The sequence below is a fragment of the Cryobacterium sp. CG_9.6 genome, assembly GCF_029893365.1.
Taxonomy (GTDB): Bacteria; Actinomycetota; Actinomycetes; order Actinomycetales; family Microbacteriaceae; genus Cryobacterium.
In genome coordinates this window covers 2,894,773-2,919,164 of sequence record NZ_JARXUZ010000001.1, presented here as the reverse complement: position 1 = coordinate 2,919,164, position 24,392 = coordinate 2,894,773, and the positions used below count along the sequence as shown (strand labels likewise).

The following is a 24,392-nucleotide window of genomic DNA, read 5'->3' as shown; positions in this document are numbered from 1 at the left end:
TGATATGACGACGCCTTCCCCGATCCCCACGCCTTCGTCCACGCCGATCATCGTGGGCGGCCCCGGCCACCCCGCGCTGCGCGACGGTGACGGTGCGGAACGCACCAGCCCCCTGCTCGATGGGCTCAACCCCGAGCAGCGCGAGGCCGTGGAATTCCGGGGGCAGGCCCTGCTCATCATTGCCGGTGCCGGTTCCGGCAAAACGAGCGTGCTCACCCGCCGCGTGGCGAGCCTGCTCGAAACCCGCGACGCGTGGCCGAGCCAGATTCTGGCCATCACCTTCACGAACAAGGCTGCCGCCGAAATGCGCGAACGGGTGCAGGCCATTCTGGGTCAGGGCTCCGAGGGCATGTGGATCTCCACGTTCCACTCCTCCTGCGTGCGCATTCTGCGCCGCGAAGCCGAGAGCGTAGGCCTGTCGAAGACCTTCAGCATCTACGACTCCGCCGACACCAAGGTGACGCTCAAGCGCATCATCAAGTCGCTGAACGCCGACACCCTCGGCTTCACCCCCGGCAACGCCTCCGCCAAGATCTCCAAGTATAAAAACGAGTTAGCGGATGCCGACTCCTACGCCCGCAACGCCAACATGAGCGACCCGCAAGAGGTCATGTTCGTGGAGATCTTTCGGCAGTACACCAGCCGGCTGCGGGCCGCGAGCGCGCTGGACTTCGATGATCTCATCGGCGAGACCGTGTTTTTGTTCCGGGCCTTCCCTAAGGTTGCCGCGCTCTACCGGCGCCGGTTTCGGCATCTGCTCGTGGACGAGTACCAGGACACGAACCACGCCCAGTACGCGCTTATTCGCGAGCTCACCCGCCCGGTGAACTCCGAGCTGGCCGAGGAAATGGACCGCGACGGCGTGCACGTGCGTGGTCTGCGCGACGCGACCGGCGGCATCCCGGGGGCATCGCTTACCGTCGTGGGTGACTCCGACCAGTCCATCTACGCCTTCCGCGGCGCGGACACCCGCAACATCAGCGGCTTCGAACAGGACTTTCCCGGCGCCAAGGTGATTTTGCTGGAGCAGAACTACCGCTCCACGCAGAACATTCTGAGCGCGGCGAACGCCGTCATTGGCCACAACTTCGACCGCAAGGAGAAGAAACTGTGGAGCGCCGGCGGTGACGGCGAGAAGATCACCGGCTACACCGCGTATTCCGGGCACGACGAAGCCCAGTTTGTGTCGGATGAGATCGAGGCGCTGCACTCGGCCGGCATGGCGTACCGTGACATGGCCGTGTTCTACCGCACCAATGCGCAGACCCGCGCGCTGGAAGAAATTCTCGTGCGCTCGGCCACCCCGTACCGGGTGGTGGGTGGAACCAAGTTCTACGAACGAGCCGAGATTAAAGACGCCCTCGCGTACCTCATCTCGGTGGCGAACCCGGTGGACGAGCTGGCCCTGCGCCGCATTCTCAACACTCCCAAGCGCGGGATTGGCCCGGCCACCGAAACGGCCATCGCCAGCTTTGCCGAGGACAACAGCCTCACCTTCCGTCAGGCCATGCGCAACTGCAGCGCGCTGGGCCTGGGCCCCAAGGTGACGAACGCCATTCTGCAGCTGTCGGAACTGCTCGACTCCGCCGCGCTCACCCTCGATCCCGAGAACCCCGCCGGTCAGTCGAACGTGTCCGAGGTGCTGGAGTTTCTGCTCGAGGGCAGCGGGCTGCTGTCGGTGCTGCGCCAGAGCCGGGATCCCCAAGACGAAGCGCGCGCCGAAAACGTGGAGGAGCTCGTGGCCCAGACCAAGGACTTCAACAAGGAGAACCCCGACGGCGGACTCGTGGACTTTCTCACCCAGGTGTCGCTGGTGGCGGCCGCCGATGACCTCGACGACGTGTCGGGAACCGTGTCCCTGATGACCCTGCACACGGCGAAGGGCCTCGAATACGACGCGGTGTTCCTCACCGGCGTCGAGGAGGGGCTGCTGCCGCACCAGATGTCCGCCAACGAGCCGGGAGGCCCGGCCGAAGAACGCCGGCTCTTCTACGTGGGCATCACCCGTGCCCGTAAACGCCTCTACCTGTCCCTCGCCATGACGCGCGCGCAGTTCGGTGACATCAACGTGGCGATGCCGAGTCGGTACCTGCAGGAGATCCCGGCCGAACTCATCGACTGGAAGCAGTCCCCGGGCATGGCCAACAGCCGCGGCGGTACCCAGCCCCGCGCGCTCAACGCCCGCCGCGACGGCTACGGCGGAGGCTTCGGGGGTCGAAGCAAGGAACAGGCCGGTCTTCCGCCGGCCCCTCCCAAGCCGAAGACCGCCTGGCCCAATGGGATCGCGACCGTGCGCGACAACGGTGGCCTGGAGCTGGCCGCGGGCGACCGCATCCGTCACCATGACTTTGGTGAGGGGCGCGTGAATCAGGTCACCGGCGAGGGTACCAAGCGCATCGCCCACGTACAGTTCGACACCGCAGGGGCAAAGAAGCTGCTGATCAAGATCGCGCCCATCGAGAAGATCTAGGCGTGCACCCGGTTGCGCCTCCGGACGGCGACAGCGCGCAGCGCTCGGCCCCGGAGACCCTCGCCCAGTGGGCCCGGTCGCTGCGCGCGTTTCACTTTGAGGTGGCATCGCGTGCGGCGCTCGCCGTGGCACTGCCGCTGATCATCCTGTTGCTCACGGACCATCTTGACTGGGCCGCCTACGCCGCGTTCGGTGCGATGACCTCCCTTTTTGGTCGCAACGAACCCTACCGAGTGCGGATGCGCACGGTCACGGTGGCCGCCCTGCTGATGCTGGCCTTCATCATGTGCGGTCTCGTGCTGGCGGTCGTTCAGGCGTCGCTCGTGGGGCTCACGGTGGGCCTCGTCATCGTGCTCGCGGTCAGCATGGTCATGGCGTCAACGGCCGGCCTGTTTCCGGCGACGCCGGTGTTCTTCGTCTTTGGCTACGCCGTGGTGGCGCAGCTGCCCACTCCGGAGGCGGAGCTCTGGCCGCGTTTTTTCGTGGCGGTGGCCGCGGCGGGTTTCGCGTGGGCGCTGACAATGTCGGGCTGGCTGCTCCGTCGCCTCGCGGGGGAGCGGTCCGACGCGCTGTTCAAGAACCTGTTGCGCGGGGCTCTCGTGCGGCCCACCGCCTACCGGGACCGGCAGGTGTGGTTTTCTGTGCTGCAGAACGTGCTGGGTGCCCTCGTGGCCGGCGGCCTGGCCATGGTGGCCGGCATCGGGCATCCGTATTGGGCCGTGGTGAGTGTCGTGGCCGTGTTGCCGCCGCCGGGAGCCGCGCACTCCGTATCGCGAGCGTTCCATCGCATCATCGGCACCGCGGTGGGTGTGGTGATCGCCGCTGTCGTGCTCCTGCCCGGGCCGCCGGTGGTCGTGCTCATTCTGGTGATCGCCATCTGTCAGTTTGGAGCCGAAATGCTCATTGGGCGCCACTACGGTGCTGCGCTCCTGTTCGTCACCCCGCTGGCACTCACCGTGGTGCATCTCACGAGTCCGGTAGCGGTGAACACGCTGCTCGTCGATCGCGTGATTGAGACCACCCTCGGCGCCGGAATCGCCTTGGTCATTGTTCTTCTCGTGCAGGCTGGGGCCCGCCGCCGAGAGCTGCGCGCGCTGCAATTCTGAGTTTTTCGGTCGTCGACACCACACTGTTCTGCACATCCGAAAAGCCCCTTGTCTACGGGCAACGGCCGGGGTAGCGTAGCCCGCGCGAGGGTGGCTCGCGGCGGAGGAGGTACGACGGTGAGTGATCACGACGCATTCTGGAGTGACGACGATCGCGTTGTCGATGACATGGGAGCGGCGGTGGATGATCTCGAGTTCACCGTTGTCGACCTCGATGAGGAGGGCTTCGACGCCGACGAACGTGAAGTGGGCCTCGAGCCCGACGCTGACGAGTACTAGCGTTCTCGCGACGACGACGACGACGTACGTGCGTCAGTCGAGGCCGAGCAGGTGGTGATCAGGGTCGAGGGTGCTCAGCATGCGAGAGCAGATGTCGCTGAGTTGCACAACCTGGTCGGCCGTGAGCGGGTCGAATACCACCGATCGCACCTCCTCGACGTGACCGGGCGCACTGGCAACCACTTTGGCCCACCCGGTCTCGGTGAGGGTGGCCACGGAGGCACGGGCATCCGTCGCTGACGCCGAACGGGCGAGAAAGCCCTGGTGTTCGAGGCGGGCCAATACGTGGGAGAGGCGGGATAGCGACGCGTTCGTGCGTGCGGCCAGTGCGGTGAGGGGGAGCGATCGGGCGACGTTCTCGGAGATCATGGCCAGCACGTAGTACTCAAAGTGGCTGAGGCCCGCATCACGCTTGAGTTCTGATTCCAACCGGTTCGGCAAGAGCATGGTCACGGCGATCAGACGCAACCAGGCGGTGCGCTCATCGTCGGTCAACCAGCGGGGTTCGGCGGCAGAAGCGTCGGGCATGACTGCAATCTACCATTTAACTTGACGATTCAAGTAAGACGCTGGAAGTGGCTCAGACCGTCTGCGCGCGTGACCGCGAGCGCTGCACGAGGGCAGCGACGGCTCGCCAGCCGAGCAGGAACACCCCGAGCACAATCGTCGTCACGATCATAAAGCTCAGCTGCACTCCCTGACCGCTCGCCACCCGAAGCAGCAGGCCGATCACGACCGTTGACACCCAAATGCCGAGGCCGGTGAAGCGGATGCGTTGCGGGCTGCGCCACGCGCGCAGCCCCAGCCAACCGAGAACGAGTCCGGCGAGGAACGGCCAGTAGGTGATGAGGGTGCCGAGCACGCCCTCGTTGTGGCTGGCCCGCCCAATGATGACAAAGAGCAGGACAAGGAGGGCGTCGACGAGGAAGGTCAGGGTGGAGCGACGTGTCAGCATCCGCTTAGCCTAAACGGTGCCGCCGATGAGGGCGCCGATGACGTACGTTACCGCGAGGGCGAGAATGCCACCGATAACGATGCGTGCAATGGCGCGGGGCTTCGGGCTATTGCCGAGATAGGCGCTGAGCCAGCCCGTGATGACGAGGGCCACGAAGACGGCGAAGAAGGTGGCCGCGATCCGCATGCTCGACGGGGTCAACAGCACCGCTAACAGGGGAAGTGCCGCACCGACAGTGAACGCGATCGCGGAGGCGTAGGCCGCATGCCACGGGTTCGACACGTCTTCGGCGGTGATGTGCAGTTCAACTTCGAGGTGCGCCGCGAGGGCGTCGTGCTGCGTGAGCTCAATGGCCACGCGCTCCGCGGTTGCCGCGGACAAACCCTTGGCCTGGTAAAATCCGGCGAGTTCGGCGAGCTCCTCCTCGGGCTGGTTCTCAAGCTCCCACGTTTCCTTGGCGATCAGGGCACGCTCGGAGTCGCGCTGGCTGCTGACCGACACGTACTCACCCAGTGCCATTGAGATGGCGCCGGCAAGAAGGCTGGCGACACCGGCAATCAGGATCACGTGCGCATCGGTGGTGGCGGCGGCGACACCGACCACGAGGGCGGCGACCGAGACGATGCCGTCATTGGCGCCCAAAACACCGGCGCGCAGCCAGTTGAGTCGGGAGGCCAGTCCGGCCGCGTGGGGCTCCACCCCTTGATGCAGATTAGTCATAGGAATAGATAAGCACGCACGGGCGTCGCTAGCCAGCAAGGTGTGGCTAGCCTTTCACCGATTCTTCTCCCGGACCAACGTATGCAGGGGAGGGGGTGGGAGTCGTCGCCGAGACGCGATAGAGTTTCAGATGGTCAGTATGTCTTGATGTCGAGCTACTTTGCGACGGACTGCTGTCACCATCACCCTCAACACCAGCGTGATTGCTGAGACGCGGATTGGAAGAGCAGCGTGGATCTTTACGAATACCAAGCCAGAGACCTCTTTGAGGAATATGGTGTGCCGGTTCTGCCGGGCATCATTGCGGACACCCCCGCAGAAGTCCGCGCAGCGGCCGAGAAGCTGGGCGGCGTTGTTGTCGTCAAGGCTCAGGTAAAGGTAGGTGGCCGCGGTAAGGCCGGCGGCGTCAAGGTTGCCAAGACCCCCGATGACGCTGAGGCTGCTGGCCGCGACATCCTGGGCCTCGACATCAAGGGCCACACCGTGGGGCGCGTCATGGTCGCCGGTGGCGCCCGCATCAAGCAGGAGTTCTACTTCTCCGTGCTGCTCGACCGCTCGAACCGGTCGTACCTCTCCCTCGCCAGCTACGAGGGCGGCGTGGAGATCGAAGTTCTCGCCGTAGAAAAGCCCGAAGCGCTCGCCTACACGGCCGTTGACCCCGCCGTCGGAATCACCCTCGCGGTCGCGACGCAGATCGCCATCGACGCTAAGTTCCCCGCCGAGCTCGTCGACAAGGTGGCCCCGGTCTTCGTCAAGCTTTACAACGTCTTTACGGGTGAGGACGCCACCCTCGTGGAGGTCAACCCACTCGTGCTCACCGAAGAGGGCGACATTATCGCCCTGGACGGCAAGGTCACGATCGACGAGAACGCCGACTTCCGTCACCCCAACCACGCGCTGCTCGAAGATGCCGCCGCGGCCGACCCGCTCGAGGCCAAGGCCAAGCTGGCCGGCCTCAACTACGTGAAGCTCGACGGCGAAGTGGGCATCATCGGAAACGGTGCCGGCCTGGTCATGTCGACGCTCGATGTTGTCGCCTACGCCGGCGAAAACTTCGGCAATGTGAAGCCGGCCAACTTCCTCGACATTGGAGGCGGAGCATCCGCTGAGGTTATGGCCGCCGGGCTCGACGTCATTCTGGGCGACCCTCAGGTGAAATCGGTGTTCGTCAACGTGTTCGGTGGCATCACCGCGTGTGACGCCGTCGCCACCGGCATCGTGGGTGCGCTCGACGCACTCGGCGCCTCCGCCAACAAGCCTCTCGTCGTTCGCCTCGATGGCAACAACGTTGACGAGGGCCGTCGCATTCTGGCTGAGGCCAACCACCCGCTCGTCACCCTGGCCGCCACGATGGACGAGGGTGCCGCCAAGGCTGCCGAACTCGCCCACGCCGCCGTCTAATCGCGGTCGAGAAGAAGGACTAGAACACAATGTCAATTTTCCTCAACAAGGACTCCAAGGTCATCGTTCAGGGCATCACCGGAGGTGAGGGCACCAAGCACACCGCCCTCATGCTCAAGGCCGGTACCCAGGTTGTCGGTGGCGTCAACGCACGCAAGGCCGGAACCACGGTCGTGCACGGCGATGTCGAGCTGCCCGTTTTTGGAACGGTCGCCGAGGCCGTCGCCCAGACCGGCGCCGACGTATCGATCATCTTCGTGCCGCCGGTGTTCACCAAGGACGCCGTCATCGAAGCGATCGACGCCGAGATTCCCCTCCTCGTCATCATCACCGAGGGCGTTCCCGTGCAGGACTCGGCTGAGTTCTGGGCCTACGCCAAGGCCAAGGGCAACAAGACCCGCATCATCGGTCCGAACTGCCCCGGCATCATCACGCCCGGCGAAGCACTCGTGGGCATCACCCCCGCGAACATCACGGTGAAGGGACCGGTCGGCCTCGTATCGAAGTCGGGCACCCTCACGTACCAGATGATGTACGAGCTGCGCGACCTGGGCTTCTCCACCGCGATCGGCATTGGTGGCGACCCCATCATCGGGACCACGCACATCGACGCCCTGGCCGCGTTCGAGGCTGACCCCGAAACCCTCGCGATCGTCATGATCGGCGAGATCGGTGGCGACGCCGAGGAGAAGGCCGCCGAGTACATCAAGGCGCACGTCACGAAGCCGGTCATCGGTTACGTGGCCGGCTTCACGGCCCCCGAGGGTAAGACCATGGGCCACGCCGGCGCCATCGTCTCCGACGGAGCCGGAACCGCCCAGGGCAAGAAGGAGGCCCTCGAGGCCGCCGGAGTGCAGGTTGGCAAGACGCCCAGCGAGGCGGCAACCCTGTTGCGCAAGGCGCTCGCCGAGCTCACCGTCTCCGCCTAGGACACCGTTTCGCAGGGAGGACCCGTCGCAGTCGCGGCGGGTCCTCCCGTGTAAGCGGATGCCCGCCGCTCTTCGCGCCCCGGATCGGTGGGCGCTACGGTAACCGGCGTAGCGGCCACCGATCTGGGGTGCGCCCACAGCGCGGGGGCGGTTTTTCACCCGGGGGTGAGGCGCGGCCATGATGCGGGGGCGTGGGAAGGTAGGCTCGAAAACCGGATGAACCGTTCAACTACTGCCCTGCTCGCGGCCCTTGAGGCTCTACTGGTCGTGGCCATCGGCGTGAGCATTGCCCTCGTGCCCCTGACCGTGCTGTGGGCTGCCCATTTCGGGTTGTCCATTGAATGGTTCGTGTTCTGGCGCGCCGCCGTCGACATCTGGTTGCTCGGCAATGGTGTGAATCTCAGCGTGCAGCTCAGCCCCGAGATGGTTGCCACGCTGGGTCTTCCCGGAGCGGATGTCCCGTTCCTCCTCACCCTGGCACCCCTCGGATTCGCGGTGGTCACCGTGCTCTTCGGAATCCTCACCGGGCGGCGCGCCGCCGAGACCCCGCACCGCTGGACCGGCGTGATCTCGGCCGTGCTGGTCTACGGGCTGATGGCCACCATTGTGACTCTCTCTGCCGCCAACGACACGGTGCTGCCCTCCACTATTCAGGGGATGCTGTTTCCCACCCTCGTGTACGCCGCCGGTGTGGTTTTCGGCGCGGAGGGCGCGCGCCTCCGCAGTAGCCGGGTGGCCAAGACCGCGGCACGAGTGGATGCCGGCGCGCTCACGGCGCGGGGTGCCGGCTCGACCACGGGGGCGACGAAAGACCGCCTCGATCCGGTGAGCCGGGGCATCCGTGATCGATATCGACGGTTGCATCAGACCGAGCGTGCCGTGATCTCGGGTGCCCTGCGCGGGGGAGCGGCTGCGAGCGCCGCTGTCATCATGGTGTCGGCCCTCACGTTTTTCGTGCTCATCGTCGTGAACTACGCCACCATCATTGGCCTCTATGAGGCGATTCAGGCCGGGATCGTGGGCGGTGCCACCATCACCCTCGCGCAAATTGCGTTCATTCCGAACCTTGTGATCTGGACCATGGCCTGGTTTGTGGGGCCGGGAATTGCGGTCGGTGTGGGCAGCAACATTTCGCCCGCCGGAACCCTCCTGGGCCCCGTTCCCGGCCTGCCCATTCTGGGGGTGCTCCCGCAGGGATCGCTCGCCTGGGGTTTTCTGGGGCTGCTCGTGCCCATCCTGATCGGGTTCGTCTGCGCGGTCATTGTGCGCCAGCGCCTCGACGGCGAGAAAGTGCCCGAGCGCACCGTCTGGCAGCACGTGCTCAGCGGACTGGGCATGGGCGTCATTGCCGGCCTCATTTTGGGGCTGCTGGCCTGGTGGTCGTCAGGGTCGATCGGCCCGGGCCGGCTGTCGGAGGTGGGCCCGAATCCGCTGCTCGTGGGTGCGCTCGCGGCCGCCGAGATTGGCGTCGCGGCGGTGCTCGGCCTGCTGGTGGGTGCCCGCGTGCGAATCCCGCGCGTGCGGGTTCCGCGGGTGCGAGTACCCCGCGTTGCGCTACCACGCCTTCGTCGCAAGCCCGGTGTCTGAGCCTTCGGAGAACGGAGGCCCGCAGCTCGTGGCCCACAGCAGCGCGCCCGGCGCGCCCAAACGGTAGGATCGAGCCTGTGCTGTCATTGGTCGTATTGATCTCCGGCGGGGGATCCAACCTGCGTTCCCTGCTCGAGGTGTCAAAGGACGCTGAATATCCGGCGAGGATCGTGGCCATTGGTGCCGATCGCGACGCCGATGGGCTTGACCTCGGCGAGGAATTCGGCATTCCCACCTTCTCCGTTCCGTTCACCTCCTTCCCTGATCGCGCGGCCTGGGGTGATGAGCTGCTGGCTCAGATTCAGCAGTGGAACCCCGACCTCGTGGTGCTCAGCGGCCTGATGCGCCTGCTGCCACCACGTGTGGTCGCCGCGCTGTCCCCGAATCTGATCAACACGCATCCGGCTTACCTCCCCGAGTTTCCCGGAGCCCATGGCGTGCGTGACGCACTTGCCGCCGGGGTCACGCAAACCGGTGCGAGCATCATTGTGGTTGACAACGGTGTCGACGACGGACCGATCATTGCGCAGGAACGGGTCGCGGTTCACCCCGGCGACACGGAAGGTGCCCTGCACGATCGCATCAAAATCGTCGAGCGGCGCCTGCTGGTGCAAGCGGTGCTCGATATCGCTAATGGACACGTCAACCTCAAGGAGCACCCCACAGCATGAGCGGCCACACCGATAAGAGCAACCACGCGGCATCCGCTGAGAGCCTGTACCGCGAACGTGATCAGATCACCGTTCAGCGTGCGCTCATCTCCGTGAGTGACAAGACCGGCCTGCTGGAATTGGCGGCCACCCTCGTCGCCTCCGGCGTGGAGATTGTCTCCACCGGCTCCACCGCCGCCACCATTCGCGAGGCCGGCCACGCCGTCACCGACGTCTCCACTGTCACCGGGTTCCCCGAGTCCCTCGACGGCCGCGTGAAGACCCTGCACCCGGGCGTGCACGCCGGCATCCTCGCCGACCTGCGTCTCGAATCACACGAGGCGCAGCTGAACGACCTGGGCATTGCCGCGTTCCAGCTTGTGGTTGTGAACCTCTACCCGTTCGTGGAGACGGTGGAATCGGGCGCCAAGCCGGCCGACGTCATTGAGCAGATCGACATTGGCGGCCCCGCACTCGTGCGTGCCGCGGCGAAGAACCACGCCAACGTGGCCATTGTGGTGGACCCTACCAACTACGCCGAACTCATCGCTGCGGTGGAAGCCGGCGGCACCACCCTCACCCTGCGGCAGAAGTTCGCCTCGCTCGCCTTCGAGCACACGGCCGACTATGACCTCAGCGTCTCCGCTTGGTTCACCGACAACGTGTACGACCAGTGGCAGGACGACACCGAGTTCCTCGATGGCGACCCGCTTGACGACGACGCCAGCGACGAGCCCGAGGACGACGAAATCCTCGACTCGCCCTTCCCCGATGGGGTCTTCATCGAGGCCGAGCGCAACGCCATCCTCCGCTACGGCGAGAACTCGCACCAGGCTGCCGCGCTCTACGTGGGCGAGGGCGGTCAGGGTATTGCCCAGGCCCTGCAGTTGCACGGCAAAGAGATGTCGTACAACAACTACGTCGACGCGGATGCCGCGGTGCGCGCCGCGTATGACTTCACCGAGCCGGCCGTGGCCATCGTCAAACACTCCAACCCCTGTGGCATTGCCATCGCCGGAGCGAAGACGCCCGATTCCATCGCCTCGGCGCACCGCCGCGCGCACGACTGCGACCCCATGAGTGCATTCGGCGGCGTCATTGCCGCGAACCGCACGGTGACCCTGGCCATGGCCGAAACGGTCAGCCACATCTTCACCGAGGTGCTCGTTGCCCCCGGATTTGAGCCCGAGGCTCTGGCCGTACTCACGGCCAAGAAAAACATCCGATTGCTTGAGCTTCCGGCCGATTACGAACGGTCGTCGCTGGAGTTGAGGCAGATCTCGGGCGGCCTGCTCGTGCAGGAGACCGACACCTTCGAGGAGTTCAGCTCCGAGGGGTGGACGCTCGTGGCCGGCCCCGAAGCGGATGCCGCCACCCGCGCCGACCTCGAATTCGCGTGGAAAGCCTGCCGTTCCGTGAAATCGAACGCAATTCTGCTGGCGCACGCCGGGGCATCCGTGGGCGTGGGAATGGGACAGGTGAACCGCGTGGACTCGTGCCACCTCGCCGTCAACCGGGCTGGCGAGCGTGCCGCGGGTTCGGTGGCCGCCTCGGACGCGTTCTTCCCGTTCGCGGATGGACTGCAGGTTCTGCTCGACGCCGGGGTAACTGCCGTGGTGCAGCCCGGTGGATCGGTTCGTGACGAAGAGGTCATCGCCGCGGCGGCCGCGGCTGGCGTCTCGATGTACTTCACCGGCGAGCGTCACTTCTTCCACTAGGTCTGGGTCTCCAGACGCCGGGTGACTGGCGTCAATCGCACCTTCCCCCGCGCGGGGAGGGTGCGATTGGCGCCACCCCGGGTTCGTGAACGGATGCCGCCAGCGGCATAGCCGGACCCGCCTGTGGAACGTGCTACCTCTTCGCCGCACCCGGCGTTAGTCTTGTCGTTGCGCGCAACACACCTGCGTGCACCGCAACCGGCTCACAAGGCCCGGTCTCAAGGAGAACCACAGATGACACTCACGCACCCATCATCGTCGCTGGAAGCGCTTGCCAGTATTCCGTTTACCCATGAGCGAGTGCTCATCACCACCGGACAACGCTCCGGCCTCGTGATCACGGTTGCCGTGCACTCCACCAAGCTGGGCCAGGCTCTCGGTGGCGCGCGCATGTGGCAGTACCCCGACTGGACCGACGCTGTCGCCGATGCGCTGCGCCTCTCCTCGGCCATGACGCTGAAGAACGCGGCCGCCGGCCTGAACCGCGGAGGCGGCAAGGCCGTCATTCAGCTGCCACTCGGAGTCGTGTTGACCGACGCGGAGAAGCGCGATGCCATGCTCGACCTGGGTGACGCCGTCGAAAGCCTCAACGGCGCGTACATGACCGCCGAAGACGTGGGCACGAGCGCCGACCTCATGGCCATCGTCAACGAGCGCACCAACCATGTTTGTGGGCTCCCGGCCTCGAGCGGCGGCGTGGGCGAACCCGCCGATGCCACGGCGGCCGGCGTCTACGCGAGCATCCTCGCCACCCTCGACGCCCTGTACGGCAGCCGCGACGTCACCGGCCGTCACCTCGTCATCTCCGGCCTCGGCCAGGTGGGGGGTCGCCTCGCAATCGCCCTCGCTGCCGCCGGTGCCACCCTCACGGTCACCGACATCAACCCGGCCAAGCGTGAACTCGCCGACGAGCTCGGTGCCGAGTGGGTTCCGGTGGCTGGTGCCCACCGCATTCAGGCCGACCTGTTCGTACCCTGTGGCCTCGGCGGCGTGCTCACCTCCACCGTAATCGGCGAGCTCAACGTGCTCGGTGTAGTGGGTGCCGCCAATAACCAGCTCGAAAATCCGGCCGGAGCCGCCGAACTCGACGCTCGCGGTATTTTGTGGGCCCCCGATTTCGTCGTGAACGCCGGCGGTGTGGTCTACCTGTCCATGGCCAGCGAGCCCGACGCCGATCTGGCAAGCATCACCACTCGCGTCGATGCCATCTCCGATGTGGTGACAAAGATCTTCGCGGATGCCCATGAGCAGTCGATCACCACCCTCGCCGCTGCCGAAATGCTGGCCGCGGCCCGCCTCAACGCCGCCCGCTAACCCCGTCTCCGCGCCGCGTGCGTGCCACCTGCTGTGTGGTCTCGTGCGGGTGGTGTCGCTAGTTCAGGAGATCCGGCCGGATGCCGCTGCTCGCCCGCGTGTTTCCGGGGTGGCCGGGTGCTGCGGTGACGGATCTCCTGAAGTAGCAACGGCGAGCCGGCGTGGCGAGGCTTGGTCGGTGCCGCTTCGTCGCAACGCAGCCCGGTAGCCAGCCGGCCTGCCGTGTGGCGTGGTCTCGTGCGGGTGGTGTCGCTAGTTCAGGAGATCCGGCCGGATGTCGCTGCTCGCCCGCGTGTTTCCGGGGCTGCCGGGTGCTGCGGTGACGGATCTCCTGAAGTAGCAACGGCCAGGGGTGTAGACCGCTCGTGCGGGCCTCGGATCCGGTCGCCCGGCAGCCGACCCCGTAGGCTGGGCGCGACGAGGAGGTCGTATGCACAATCGTGAACACCTGGTGCGCGCACTGTGGACGCTGTTCGAGCCCATCCATGCCGTTACCTATTTCGCCCCGCAGGCCCGCGAACACTTCGCGGCCGTGGGCTTCCCGCGCTACTGGGACGGCTACTTCGCCGGCCGCGCGGCTCCGCTTGGGGCCGTTACGGCGGCTCCCGTGACTGCCCTGTTCAGCGGCTTCGCCCCGGCCCTCGTTGAGCGAGCGCTGCCAGCCGCGTGGTCGGTCGCGTCGCCCGAGCGTGTGCTGGAGGCGCGCTCACTCGGTGCATCCCAGACCCTGCGAGACCTGATGCCCGACGAGCTGGTCGTAGCGGATGCCGCGGCCGCCCTCACCCCCATCGCCAACGCTGTTGATACCACCGGTCGTCCGCTCGCTGCGGCTAACCGCGCGCTTCCCGACGAAGCCGACCCTTATCGTCAGCTGTGGCAGGCCGCCGCAACCCTGCGCGAACACCGTGGGGACGGCCATGTGCTGGCACTCGTGGCAGAGAATATTGCGGGACTGTCCACCATCGTGCTGCGCAGTGCCCTCGACCTTGACCCGGTTGCTATGAAGCGCGGCCGCGGCTGGACCGAGGAACAGTGGGGTGCCGAGGAGGAACGGCTGCGGGAGCGTGGACTGTTGACTGCCGACGGGGCGCTGAGCCTCTTGGGTGCTGCGGCGCTGAACCGCGCCGAGGATCTCACCAACAGGTTGGCCCTTCAGCCGTGGAGCCACCTCGATGAGACTGCCGTGTGCGACGTGGCCCGGCTACTCGCGCCTGTTGCGGTCGCCTGCGGTGCCGTCTTCCCCTTCCCGAACCCGATTGGTATGCCACAGCCGTGGGATCCGACGGCGGATCCACGGGCATCCGCGATACCCGTGGCACTGGTCTGAGCGCATGTGGCGCCGACTCGCCCAGTACGGCCGGAATGACGCGGCGGCCCGGTGCTGGGCCAATGTGGCGCGCTCTTGTGCGGGTGGTGTCGCTAGTTCAGGAGATGCGGCAGAAAGTGGCCGGGAGCCCGCGTGTTTCCGGGGCGGGCCGGTGCTGCGGGGACGGATCTCCTGAACTAGCAACGGCGGGGCCGGGCGGCGCGGGGCAGCTCGAGGCCGGAGCGCGGCGCGGGGTGTCACGCCGATGTTGTGTGGTGTCGCGCCCAGATTGCGCGCTCTCGTGCGGGTGGTGTCGCTAGTTCAGGAGATGCGGCAGGAAGCGGCCGGGAGCCCGCGTGTTTACGGGGCGTGCCGGTGCTGCGGGCGCGGATCTCCTGAAGTAGCAACAGAGGACGGCGGAGAACGCCCCGAGTGCGGGCCTGCGCGCGGGCGGTGCCTACTCGCGCAGTTCGGCCGGGATGACAGCGGCGGGCACGGGAGCCTGGCCACGTGACTTGCGGCTGGCCAGTGCGGCCTTCGCGAGCTCGGTGAGGATGGGGAGGCCCGACAGCAGGATGATCCCGATGATGAAGTACTCGGAGTAAGCGGCAACGAACGCGATCTGCCCGAGGAAGAAGCCCACGAGCGTGAGGCCAACGCCCCACGCGAACGCGCCGATCACGTTGAAGGTGACGAACGTGGTGTATTTCATCTTGCCCACACCGGCTGCAACCGGAACGAAGGCGCGGAATACCGGAAGGAAGCGGGCCATGATGATGGCCTTGCCGCCGTGCTTCTCGAAGAACGCGTTGGTGCGCGCCACATTTTTGGGGTTGAAGAACCGGTTCTGCTCGCGGGAAAACACGGCTGGGCCGGCCTTGCGCCCGATGTAATAGGCGAGCTGGTCGCCGGCAAACGCCGCGATGAACACCACGAGGCACGTGATCCAGATGGGGAACGGCACCGCCCCCGTTGCCGTGAGCAGGCCCACGGTGAACAGCAGGGAGTCACCCGGCAGGAACGACAACACGATGAAACCGGTTTCGACGAAGACTACGGTGGCCACACCGATCAGCACGAACGACCCAAACCAGCCAATCAGCCACTCGGAGTCGAGAAAGCTGATGCCAAAAAGCATGGGATGCATGACGGTCCTTCCGTTGAGCCGGCAGACGCGCCAGAACCCGCCTCCCAGAGTAGTTCACGCGCCTTAACGGTTCGTGCAGGGCTCACTCACACAGCGGATGCCCCGCCTCGCACCTTCCACCGGCCCGCCTCAAAGAAATGCTTGCGTTCTGCCCAGAGCCTCCCGTATTCTGGAAGGCTGCCTGATCAGGGGGGCACCACGTAGTACCACGCGCTCAGGAGGCCGACATGACCACGACAGCCCAATTCACGCTCGCACGCGTTGCGACCTGGGGCACCCTGGCCGTCTTCACCCCTGATGCCGGCCGTGCGCAGCCGGTGCGGTAGCGCCCGGGCACATCGACCAGAGCTGTTCGACCCAGAGCTGTTCGACCAGAGCTGTTCGACCCAGAGCTGTTCGACCCAGATCGTTCGGCCCCGAGCCGCTCGATCCCGACCGGTGGCGCACCTCAGCCGTCGCCTCGCCGCCGAGACGGACGCCACCACGCCTCGTCCCCACCGTTCACAGCCGGCGCGTCGTTCCCTAACGTCAGCGCCGACACCCACGAGAAGTGACTCGACTTCCCGCATCCGTCGACCTCGGTCGATCAGTATTCGCAGCACCGCGGCACAGCAGTCGCGATAACCAGGACTCACGATGACCACAACTTCTTCTCCGCCCCCATCACCTCTTCAGCACACGACCCGCACGAGTACGTTCGGCTCGCTGCGCCGGCTCTACCCCTATGCCAAGCCCGCGCTGCCGCGCATCGGGCTCGGCATGGTTGCCGCCCTGCTGGCCGGCCTCGTTGCGCTGGCGATCCCGCAGGTTCTGCAACGGCTCGTCGACGGCCCGCTGTCGAACCGTGACCCCAGCCAAATCTGGCCGGCGGTCTCCATTGTGCTCGCACTCGGCGTTCTTGAAGCCATCATGATTGCGCTGCGTCGCTGGTTCGTGCTCACCCCGGGCACGCACATTGAGGCGCGGATGCGTAACGGCCTCTACGCCCGGTTGCAGGATCTGCCGGTCACCTTCCATGACCGTTGGCCGAGCGGGCAGCTTTTGTCGCGCGCGGTGAGTGACCTGAACCTCATTCGACGCTGGGTGTCGTTCGGGCTCGTGCTGATCGTGGTCAACCTGCTCACCATTGTTATCGGTGTGGTCATTCTCGTGTCGATGAGCTGGATCCTCGGCGTGATCTTCGTGGTGTGCTCGATTCCGCTGTTCATCTACGGCTACGTGTTCGAGAACAAGTACTCCTCCATCGCCCGGCGCAGCCAGGACCAAGCCGGAGACCTCGCCACCGCGGTTGAGGAATCCGTGCACGGTATTCGCGTGCTCAAGGCTTTCGGCCGCGGCAGCTTCGCGCTCAAAAACTTCACCACCCAGGCGGAAACGCTGCGCGGCACCGAGATCGCGAAGGCCCGGGCCATTGCGGGCATCTGGCTGTGGTTGCTCCTCATTCCCGATGTAGCCTTTGCGCTTGGCCTCGTGGCCGGCGTCTGGCTCACCAGCCAGGGGCAGCTGAGCGCCGGGGAACTCGTGGCGTTCTTCGCTACGGCAACCGTGCTGCGGTTCCCGGTGGAATCGATCGGCTTCCTGCTTTCCATGACCTTCGATGCCCGCACCGCCACCGATCGGTTCTTCGACGTGATGGACTCCCCGAACTCCATCACCGACCCGGACGAACCGGTGTCTCTCGAGGCACCCCAGGGCCGTCTGGTCTTCGACGACGTGCACTTTCGCTACCCCGATTCGCCCGAGCGGTTCCCCGACCTGCTCAACGGTGTCAATCTCACGTTGGAGCCGGGGGAGACCATGGCTCTGGTGGGTCTCACCGGCTCGGGCAAGTCCACACTGACGGCGCTCACCACGCGCCTCTATGACGTCACCGGCGGTCGGGTCACCCTCGACGGTGTCGACGTGCGCGATCTGTCCCGGCAGGGCTTGCGCCGCCACCTCGCGATGGCCTTCGAAGATGCCACGCTGTTTTCGGCATCCGTTCGAGACAACGTTTTGCTGGGTCGAAACGACGGTGACGAGTCGCCCGAAAGAGCGGATGCCGCCCTCGAGCAAGCCCTGCAAATCGCGCAGGCCGGTTTTGTGCACGACCTGCCCGAGGGTGTGGACACGCTCGTGGGCGAGGAGGGGATGAGCCTGTCCGGTGGCCAGCGCCAGCGGGTGGCGCTGGCGCGGGCCGTCGCGGCCAAACCCGCCGTGCTCATTCTCGACGACCCGCTCTCCGCGCTCGACGTGAACACGGAGTCTCTCGTGGAGACGGCGCTGCGGGAGGTGCTGGTGTCAACAACCGCGCTGATCGTGGCGCACCGGCCGTCCACGGTGATGCTCGCCGACCGCGTGGCGCTGCTCGAAGACGGGCGTATCACGGCCGTGGGAACACACGCTGAGCTGCTGCGGACCAGCCCGCACTACACCTTCGTCATCTCCAGCCTGGAAGACGAAGAACGACGAGAGACTAAGAGAGCGGAAGCACTACTGTGAGCGTAAGCGGTGTGGCGGGAGAAGAACGCCACGATTTCACCAAGGCCGAAAGCACACGTTTGCGGCGGCGTTCGCTGCGGCTGCTCGGCTCTTTGCTGTTTCCGGTCCGCGGCCAGGTGGTGCTCGCGATGCTCGTGGTCGTCATCTCCACGGCGTCCCAGGTGGCCGGTCCGGCGCTCATCGCCTACGGCATCGATAAGGGCCTCCCGGCGGTTCTCGACGAGAACTGGGTGCCGCTGGGTGTGACCGGAGCCATTTACCTGATCACAGGCATTCTGGGCGCGGTCCTTATCGCCTGGTACACCATTCTGTCGGCGCGGGTGAGTCAGGCCGTGCTCATCGACCTGCGCAAGCGGGTGTTCCTGCACACGCAGAAGCTCAGCCTCGAGTTTCATGAGTCCTACACCTCGGGTCGCATTATTTCGAGGCAGACGAGCGACCTGGATGCCATTCGGGAGCTGCTCGATTCGGGCATCAACCAGCTCGTGCAGGGTCTGCTCTACATGACCTTCACGGCGGTGGCACTGTTTCTGCTCGACGGCACGAGCGGCCTCGTGCTCTTTGGCGCCCTGGTGCCGCTGGCCCTGCTCACACGCTGGTTCCAGGTGCGCTCGCAGACTCTGTTCCGCCAGTCACGCACCGCGTCGGCGACCCTCATCGTGCAGTTTGTGGAGACGATGACCGGCATTCGCGCCGTGAAGGCGTTCCGCAAGGAGAAGCGCAACGAGGAGCAGTTTGGTGGCCTCGTGGAGCAGTATCGCTCCGTGAACGCGCGCGTCATTCAGCTCTTCGGTGTGTTCGACCCGGGGCTCGTGCTCATCGGTAACGTCACGGTGGCCGCCGTTCTTCTGGTCGGCGGCTTTCGGGTGGTCGACGGCAGCCTGGCCATCGGTGCGCTCCTCGCGACGCTGCTCTACACGCGGCGCTTCTTCGACCCGATGGAGGAGATGGCGATGTTCTACAACTCCTATCAGTCGGCCGCCGCGGCCCTGGAGAAGATCTCCGGCGTGCTCGAGGAACGCCCGGGTGTGCCCGACCCCATCTCGCCGATCGATCTGCGCGAGGCATCCGGTCAGGTGCACTTCGATGGGGTGACGTTTGCGTACAAGAGCGACCGGGTGATTCTGCCGCGGTTCGACCTGCAGATTCCGGCGGGACAGACCATCGCGCTCGTGGGCTCCACGGGCGCCGGCAAATCCACGCTCGCCAAGCTGATGAGTCGCTTTTACGACCCGAGCGAGGGTCGGGTGCTGCTCGACGGCATCGACCTGCGCAACCTGCATCCGAAAGATCTGCGCCGGGCCATTGTCATGGTCACTCAGGAGGCCTATCTCTTCAGCGGTTCGGTCGCCGACAACATCGCCATTGGCAAACCGGATGCGTCCCCCAGCGAAATCGCCGCCGCGGCGCAGGCCGTGGGCGCTCACGACTTCATCGAGTCGCTGCCCAACGGCTACGACACCGATGTGAATAAGCGTGGCGGGCGGGTATCGGCGGGGCAGCGGCAGCTCATCTCCTTCGCGCGCGCGTTTTTGGCCAACCCGGCCGTGCTCATTCTGGACGAGGCCACCTCGAGCCTGGATATCCCCAGCGAACGCCTGGTGCAGGAGGCGCTGCAGACGCTGCTGAGTGACCGCACGGCCGTGATCATTGCGCACCGCCTGTCGACGGTGGCTATCGCCGATCGGGTGCTCGTGATGGAGCACGGAATCATCGTGGAGGACGGCACTCCCGCTGACCTCATTTCGGGCACAGGCCGTTTCGCCCGGCTGCACGCGGCCTGGCGCGAGTCGCTCGTGTAGAGCTGCCCGCCGGCCGCGCTCGCCGCGCCCCATATCGGTGGCCGCTACGGTAACCGCTCGTGGCCGCGCCCCAGCTCGGTGGCCGCTACGGTAATCGGCGTAGCGGCCACCGATTTACGTGGCGCGAACACCTCAGGCCCAGCGGATGTCGGGGGGCCGGGTCGCGCTCTAGGCGGGCGACCACCGGGCGGCCGCGTAGTCAACCCGGTAGGTCTGCACGCCGGCCCGGGACACCAGGGGCGTGCCCTCGGCGAGGTAGTGCTCCCGCGCCTCGTCTTCGTGCGCGGTGGGTGGATGCCCGCCGGCGCGAATCACCCGCCACCACGGTAGGTCTGAGCCGTAGTGCGCCATGATCTGGCCCACCCCGCGGGCGGCTCGAGACCCGAGCACGGCCGCGACATCGCCGTAGGTCATGACCCGGCCCGGCGGAATGGCCTCGACGATGCTGAGCACGTGGGACACAAAGTCGTCACTGTCCGCAAAGCCGGAGGACACGGGAATCTGACCGCGATAATTACAGCTTGAGCGCGCCGATAACCTCGCCGTACTGGGTCTGGCCAATGTCGGTGAAGCCGAGGCGGTGGAAGAACGCCTCGGGGCCCTCTTGGCCGGACTCCCAGATCACCGTGATGTGCTCGAAGCCGCGGCCGCGAGCCTCCTCGGCCAGTGCGTCGGCGGCGAACTTGCCTACCCCCTGACCCTGCGCGTTGGCGTCAACGTTGATGCGCCAGATGCAGGCCCGAAACTCTTCGTGCTCCGACTCCGGGTCGAAATTGCCGTGAATAAACCCGGCAACCTGGCCGTCGAGCAGAACAACGCGCTGCCACGATGTGGCCGGATTGATAACGGATGCCCCCGCGGAGTACGACACGGGCGCAATGAATTGCTCCTGGCCGGGCTTCAGGCTCAGATTATTAGCCGCAACGATATTGCGTGCGGACAGTTCTTCCAGTCTTAACTCACCCATGTGATCAGGCTAACGTCTGTGCGACACCTCTGGTAGACGCCCGATGAAATGTGGGGGTATTCCAGACGTGTGCGCGGCGCCAATATATCTCGATGTCAAGATAATTGCTGGAATCTACTAAGCTGGTCGATGGCCATCATGGCCACCGATTTTTCAAGGGAGAGTTAATTGTCGAAGATCAAGGTTGAGGGAACTGTTGTCGAGCTTGACGGCGACGAGATGACCCGCATCATCTGGCACGCCATCAAGGACACGCTCATTCACCCGTACCTCGATATTGACCTCGAGTACTACGACCTGTCGATCCAGAAGCGCGACGAGACGAACGACCAGATCACGATTGACGCGGCCCACGCCATCCAGAAGCACGGTGTTGGTGTCAAGTGCGCCACCATCACGCCCGACGAGGCACGCGTTGAGGAATTTGGCCTCAAGAAGATGTGGCTCTCGCCCAACGGAACCATCCGCAACATTCTGGGCGGCACGATCTTCCGCGAGCCGATCGTCATCTCCAACATCCCGCGCCTCGTGCCGGGCTGGAACAAGCCGATCATCATCAGCCGCCACGCCTACGGCGACCAGTACAAGGCCACCAACTTCCGCTTCAAGGGCAAGGGCACGCTCAGCATGACCTTCACCCCGGAAGATGGCAGTGAGCCGTCAACGTTCGAGGTGTTCGAGGCTCCCGGCGACGGTGTTGCCATGGGTATGTACAACCTCGACTCGTCGATCACCGACTTTGCCCGTGCCACGCTGGCCTACGGCCTCGAGCGCAACGTGCCGGTCTACCTGTCGACCAAGAACACCATCCTGAAGGCCTACGACGGTCGCTTCAAGGACATCTTCCAGGACATCTTTGACACCGAGTTCAAGACCGCGTACGAAGCGGCCGGACTCACCTACGAGCACCGCCTGATTGACGACATGGTCGCATCCGCTATGAAGTGGGAGGGCGGCTACCTCTGGGCCTGCAAGAACTACGACGGTGACGTTCAGTCCGACACAGTGGCCCAGGGCTTCGGCTCGCTCGGCCTGATGACCAGCGTGCTCTCCACCCCCGATGGCAAGATCGTCGAGGCGGAAGCTGCTCACGGTACCGTGACCCGTCACTACCGCCAGCACCAGCTGGGTAAGCCCACCTCCACCAACCCGATCGCGTCGATCTACGCGTGGACCCGTGGCCTGTCACACCGTGCCAAGCTCGACAACAACCCGGCCCTGGCCGAGTTCGCGTTGACCCTCGAAGACGTGGTCATCAAGACCGTTGAGAGCGGCAAGATGACCAAGGACCTCGCCCTGCTCGTGGGCCCGGACCAGGGTTACCAGACCACCGAAGAGTTCCTGGCGTCGCTGGCCGAGAACCTCCAGACCCGCCTGGCGTAACTCACACACCGAACGGCCCCGACCTGCTGGTCGGGGCCGTTTGTGCATCAGGCAGAAGGTGACGCCGCGCTGGCGCTCAGGGCCGTTCAGCGCCAGAATCTGAGCATGAAGAGCATCCTGGCGTCGTCTCGCCGCTACCCCCTCGTGATCGCGACGGTTGTGGTCGGCGTGCTGGGCGCGGCCCTGTGGTGGGGCGGGGCCGCTCAGTCCGTGCAGTGGCTTTTCAGCGCATTCGGTCTCGTCGTTGCCGGAATCTCCCTCGCGGGAATGATTCGCAAACTCCGCCACGGGGCCGTGGGTCTCGATCTTCTCGCCATCATGGCCATCCTCGCCACAATTGCGGTGGGGGAGTACGTGGCCACGCTCATCATTGTGCTCATGCTCAGCGGCGGCGCGGCCCTCGAAGATTATGCGGCCGGGCGCGCCACCCGCGAACTCAACGCTCTGCTCGAGCGTGCCCCGCAAATCGCGCACCGCCTGAGCAGTATCGAAGCGGATGTCGCAGACATTCCGGCCACCGAGGTGGTGGTGAACGACCTGCTGCTCGTGCGACCGGCCGAGATCGTGCCCGTTGATGGCGTGTTGCAATCGGCGGAGGCCTCCTTTGACGAGTCGTCCCTCACCGGTGAGAGCCTCCCGGTTGAGCGGCACGCCGGCGAGAGTGTGCTGAGCGGTTCGGTCAATGGACAGGAGGCCATCACGCTGCGGGCCACTGCGAATGCCGCAGACAGTCAATACCAACGCATCATCGCGCTCGTGGAGGAGGCTGCAGGCAGCAAGGCCCCGGTGGTCAGGCTCGCCGACCGCTACGCCGTGCCGTTCACCGTGCTGTCACTGGGTCTTGCCGGTGTCGCCTGGGCGCTCTCCGGTGACCCGGTGCGATTCGCCGAGGTGCTCGTGGTGGCCACACCGTGCCCGCTGCTCCTGGCGGCACCGGTTGCCTTTCTGGGGGGCATGAGCCGGGCTGCCCGCAACGGGATCATCGTGAAGGGAGCGGGGGTGCTCGAGACCCTGGCGCGGGCCCGCACGGTGGTCTTCGACAAGACCGGAACTCTCACTCAGGGCACCCCCGTGATTGCCGAGGTTCGGCCCCAGCCCGGTGTCGATGAGGGCGAGTTGCTGGCCCTCGCGGCGTCGGCTGAGCAATACTCGTCCCACGTGCTCGCGGCATCCGTTGTCAGTGCGGCGCACAGCCGCCAGTTAGCGCTCACCGTGGCCGACTCGGCACGCGAGGTGGCCACCCACGGCGTGACCGCGCAGTTTGGTACCCGCGAGGTGATCGTGGGCAAGCTCTCCTTCGTGCGCGACCATGCACGAGATGCCGTGCCCGCAAGGCTGCGCGGCGGCGAGCTGGCCATGTACGTGTCGATCGGTGGGCGTTTTGCGGGCACGCTCGTGGCGCGCGACGTTGTGCGGGACAACGCCCGACACACCATTGAACGGCTGGCGCAGCTGGGCGTGAGCGAGACGCTCATGCTCACGGGTGATGCGCCGGAGACCGCCGACCACATCGCCTCGCAGGTAGGGATCACGCGGGTGCAGGCCGACTGTCTGCCCAGCGACAAGGTACAGGCGGTGCGCACCCTCACGGCGCGGCCGGTGATCATGGTGGGCGACGGCGTCAACGACGCACCGGTTCTAGCGGCGGCCGACGTGGGCATCGCCATGGGGGCGCGCGGTTCCACGGCCGCGAGCGAGTCCGCCGACGTGGTCATTCTGCTCGATGACATATCGCGCACCGCTCGCGCCGTCGCCATCGGTCAGTACACGGTACGGGTGGCCCTGCAGAGCATTTGGCTGGGAATGGGGCTGAGCATCATCCTGATGGTGATCGCCGCGTTCGGCGTGATCCCGGCCACGGTCGGGGCGCTCAGCCAGGAAGTTGTGGACCTCGTCACGATCCTCAACGCACTGCGTGCCATCGGTGGGCGAGCGGATGCGGCGGTGCGCGGCCCCGCGCGAACGGCGGCGGTTACGCAGTTTTCTCCCTCCTGAACCTCCGTTAGCGCCACCCCTCGAAGACGGGGCGACAGGAATGTTCAGTGCATCCCCGATATGCGGACACCAGCCGGTCTGTCCCCCCTTTCACATTAAAATGTCTGGTCAGATGCCAAATCTTGCGATACGTTCGAAGAACGTTGTGTCCCGTGTCGGGACGTGACCGTCCGCGCAAGCTA

Annotated in this window: 20 protein-coding genes; 14 read left to right on the top strand and 6 right to left on the bottom strand. The window is 65.7% G+C overall.

Features of this window, described 5'->3' with window-relative positions; all coding sequences use genetic code 11:
- The first annotated feature begins 4 nt into the window (after positions 1–4).
- The 3 genes from H4V99_RS13395 (at position 5) to H4V99_RS13385 (ending at position 3,855) form a co-directional block, all read left to right on the top strand.
- Positions 5–2,470 (top strand): UvrD-helicase domain-containing protein, encoded by a 2,466-nt coding sequence (locus tag H4V99_RS13395; RefSeq protein WP_280679096.1) that lies wholly within the window; start codon positions 5–7, stop codon positions 2,468–2,470.
- 2 nt (positions 2,471–2,472) lie between these two features.
- The gene (locus H4V99_RS13390; protein ID WP_280679094.1) at positions 2,473–3,576 is read left to right on the top strand and encodes an FUSC family protein; all 1,104 of its coding nucleotides are present in this window, start codon (positions 2,473–2,475) and stop codon (positions 3,574–3,576) included.
- A gap of 117 nt (positions 3,577–3,693) precedes the next feature.
- Positions 3,694–3,855, top strand: a complete 162-nt coding sequence (locus H4V99_RS13385) for a hypothetical protein (protein WP_280679092.1) — start codon at positions 3,694–3,696, stop codon at positions 3,853–3,855.
- 33 nt (positions 3,856–3,888) lie between these two features.
- Here the strand turns inward: H4V99_RS13385 and H4V99_RS13380 are convergent, their stop codons facing one another.
- The 3 genes from H4V99_RS13380 to H4V99_RS13370 are packed head-to-tail and all read right to left on the bottom strand — an operon-like array spanning position 3,889 to position 5,530.
- Positions 3,889–4,383, bottom strand: a complete 495-nt coding sequence (locus H4V99_RS13380) for a MarR family transcriptional regulator (RefSeq protein ID WP_280679090.1) — start codon at positions 4,381–4,383, stop codon at positions 3,889–3,891.
- A gap of 52 nt (positions 4,384–4,435) precedes the next feature.
- Entirely contained in the window at positions 4,436–4,810 is a 375-nt protein-coding gene (locus H4V99_RS13375) for a DUF3054 domain-containing protein (protein WP_280679088.1), read from the bottom strand.
- A 9-nt stretch (positions 4,811–4,819) separates the two neighbouring features.
- Complete coding sequence (locus H4V99_RS13370) at positions 4,820–5,530, bottom strand: VIT family protein (protein WP_280679086.1); 711 nt, start codon at positions 5,528–5,530, stop codon at positions 4,820–4,822.
- A 231-nt stretch (positions 5,531–5,761) separates the two neighbouring features.
- On the opposite strand from H4V99_RS13370, the gene sucC reads away from it, so the two are divergent.
- From sucC to H4V99_RS13335, 7 genes are all read left to right on the top strand, one after another.
- Positions 5,762–6,931, top strand: a complete 1,170-nt coding sequence (sucC, locus tag H4V99_RS13365; RefSeq protein WP_280679084.1) for an ADP-forming succinate--CoA ligase subunit beta — start codon at positions 5,762–5,764, stop codon at positions 6,929–6,931.
- Positions 6,932–6,960: 29 nt separating this feature from the next.
- Complete coding sequence (gene sucD, locus H4V99_RS13360; protein WP_280679083.1) at positions 6,961–7,860, top strand: succinate--CoA ligase subunit alpha; 900 nt, start codon at positions 6,961–6,963, stop codon at positions 7,858–7,860.
- A 216-nt stretch (positions 7,861–8,076) separates the two neighbouring features.
- Positions 8,077–9,447, top strand: a complete 1,371-nt coding sequence (locus H4V99_RS13355) for a DUF6350 family protein (protein ID WP_280679082.1) — start codon at positions 8,077–8,079, stop codon at positions 9,445–9,447.
- Between the two features lie 77 nt (positions 9,448–9,524).
- Entirely contained in the window at positions 9,525–10,118 is a 594-nt protein-coding gene (purN, locus tag H4V99_RS13350) for a phosphoribosylglycinamide formyltransferase (protein ID WP_280679081.1), read from the top strand.
- Entirely contained in the window at positions 10,115–11,815 is a 1,701-nt protein-coding gene (gene purH / locus H4V99_RS13345) for a bifunctional phosphoribosylaminoimidazolecarboxamide formyltransferase/IMP cyclohydrolase (RefSeq protein ID WP_280679079.1), read from the top strand. The genes purN and purH overlap by 4 nt, the downstream gene beginning before the upstream one ends.
- A gap of 234 nt (positions 11,816–12,049) precedes the next feature.
- A complete protein-coding gene (locus H4V99_RS13340; protein WP_280679077.1) occupies positions 12,050–13,129 on the top strand; it encodes a Glu/Leu/Phe/Val dehydrogenase dimerization domain-containing protein in 1,080 nt (359 codons plus the stop codon).
- Positions 13,130–13,559: 430 nt separating this feature from the next.
- A complete protein-coding gene (locus H4V99_RS13335; RefSeq protein ID WP_280679075.1) occupies positions 13,560–14,456 on the top strand; it encodes a hypothetical protein in 897 nt (298 codons plus the stop codon).
- A gap of 436 nt (positions 14,457–14,892) precedes the next feature.
- Here the strand turns inward: H4V99_RS13335 and H4V99_RS13330 are convergent, their stop codons facing one another.
- Positions 14,893–15,582: a VTT domain-containing protein gene (locus tag H4V99_RS13330; protein WP_280679073.1), complete on the bottom strand. Its 690-nt coding sequence runs from the start codon at positions 15,580–15,582 to the stop codon at positions 14,893–14,895.
- A gap of 636 nt (positions 15,583–16,218) precedes the next feature.
- Between H4V99_RS13330 and H4V99_RS13325 the strand changes: the two genes are divergently transcribed.
- Complete coding sequence (locus H4V99_RS13325) at positions 16,219–18,063, top strand: ABC transporter ATP-binding protein (RefSeq protein WP_280679071.1); 1,845 nt, start codon at positions 16,219–16,221, stop codon at positions 18,061–18,063.
- A complete protein-coding gene (locus tag H4V99_RS13320; protein WP_280679070.1) occupies positions 18,060–19,865 on the top strand; it encodes an ABC transporter ATP-binding protein in 1,806 nt (601 codons plus the stop codon). The genes H4V99_RS13325 and H4V99_RS13320 overlap by 4 nt, the downstream gene beginning before the upstream one ends.
- A gap of 168 nt (positions 19,866–20,033) precedes the next feature.
- Here the strand turns inward: H4V99_RS13320 and H4V99_RS13315 are convergent, their stop codons facing one another.
- Together H4V99_RS13315 and H4V99_RS13310 are read right to left on the bottom strand one after the other, a co-directional pair.
- Positions 20,034–20,360: an MGMT family protein gene (locus tag H4V99_RS13315; RefSeq protein WP_280679068.1), complete on the bottom strand. Its 327-nt coding sequence runs from the start codon at positions 20,358–20,360 to the stop codon at positions 20,034–20,036.
- 19 nt (positions 20,361–20,379) lie between these two features.
- Positions 20,380–20,832, bottom strand: coding sequence for a GNAT family N-acetyltransferase (locus tag H4V99_RS13310; protein WP_280679066.1), 453 nt, complete (start codon positions 20,830–20,832; stop codon positions 20,380–20,382).
- Positions 20,833–21,000: 168 nt separating this feature from the next.
- Between H4V99_RS13310 and H4V99_RS13305 the strand changes: the two genes are divergently transcribed.
- Both H4V99_RS13305 and H4V99_RS13300 read left to right on the top strand, forming a co-directional pair.
- Positions 21,001–22,215 (top strand): NADP-dependent isocitrate dehydrogenase, encoded by a 1,215-nt coding sequence (locus H4V99_RS13305; RefSeq protein ID WP_280679064.1) that lies wholly within the window; start codon positions 21,001–21,003, stop codon positions 22,213–22,215.
- Positions 22,216–22,320: 105 nt separating this feature from the next.
- A complete protein-coding gene (locus H4V99_RS13300) occupies positions 22,321–24,210 on the top strand; it encodes a heavy metal translocating P-type ATPase (RefSeq protein WP_280679062.1) in 1,890 nt (629 codons plus the stop codon).
- The last annotated feature ends 182 nt before the right edge of the window (positions 24,211–24,392 follow it).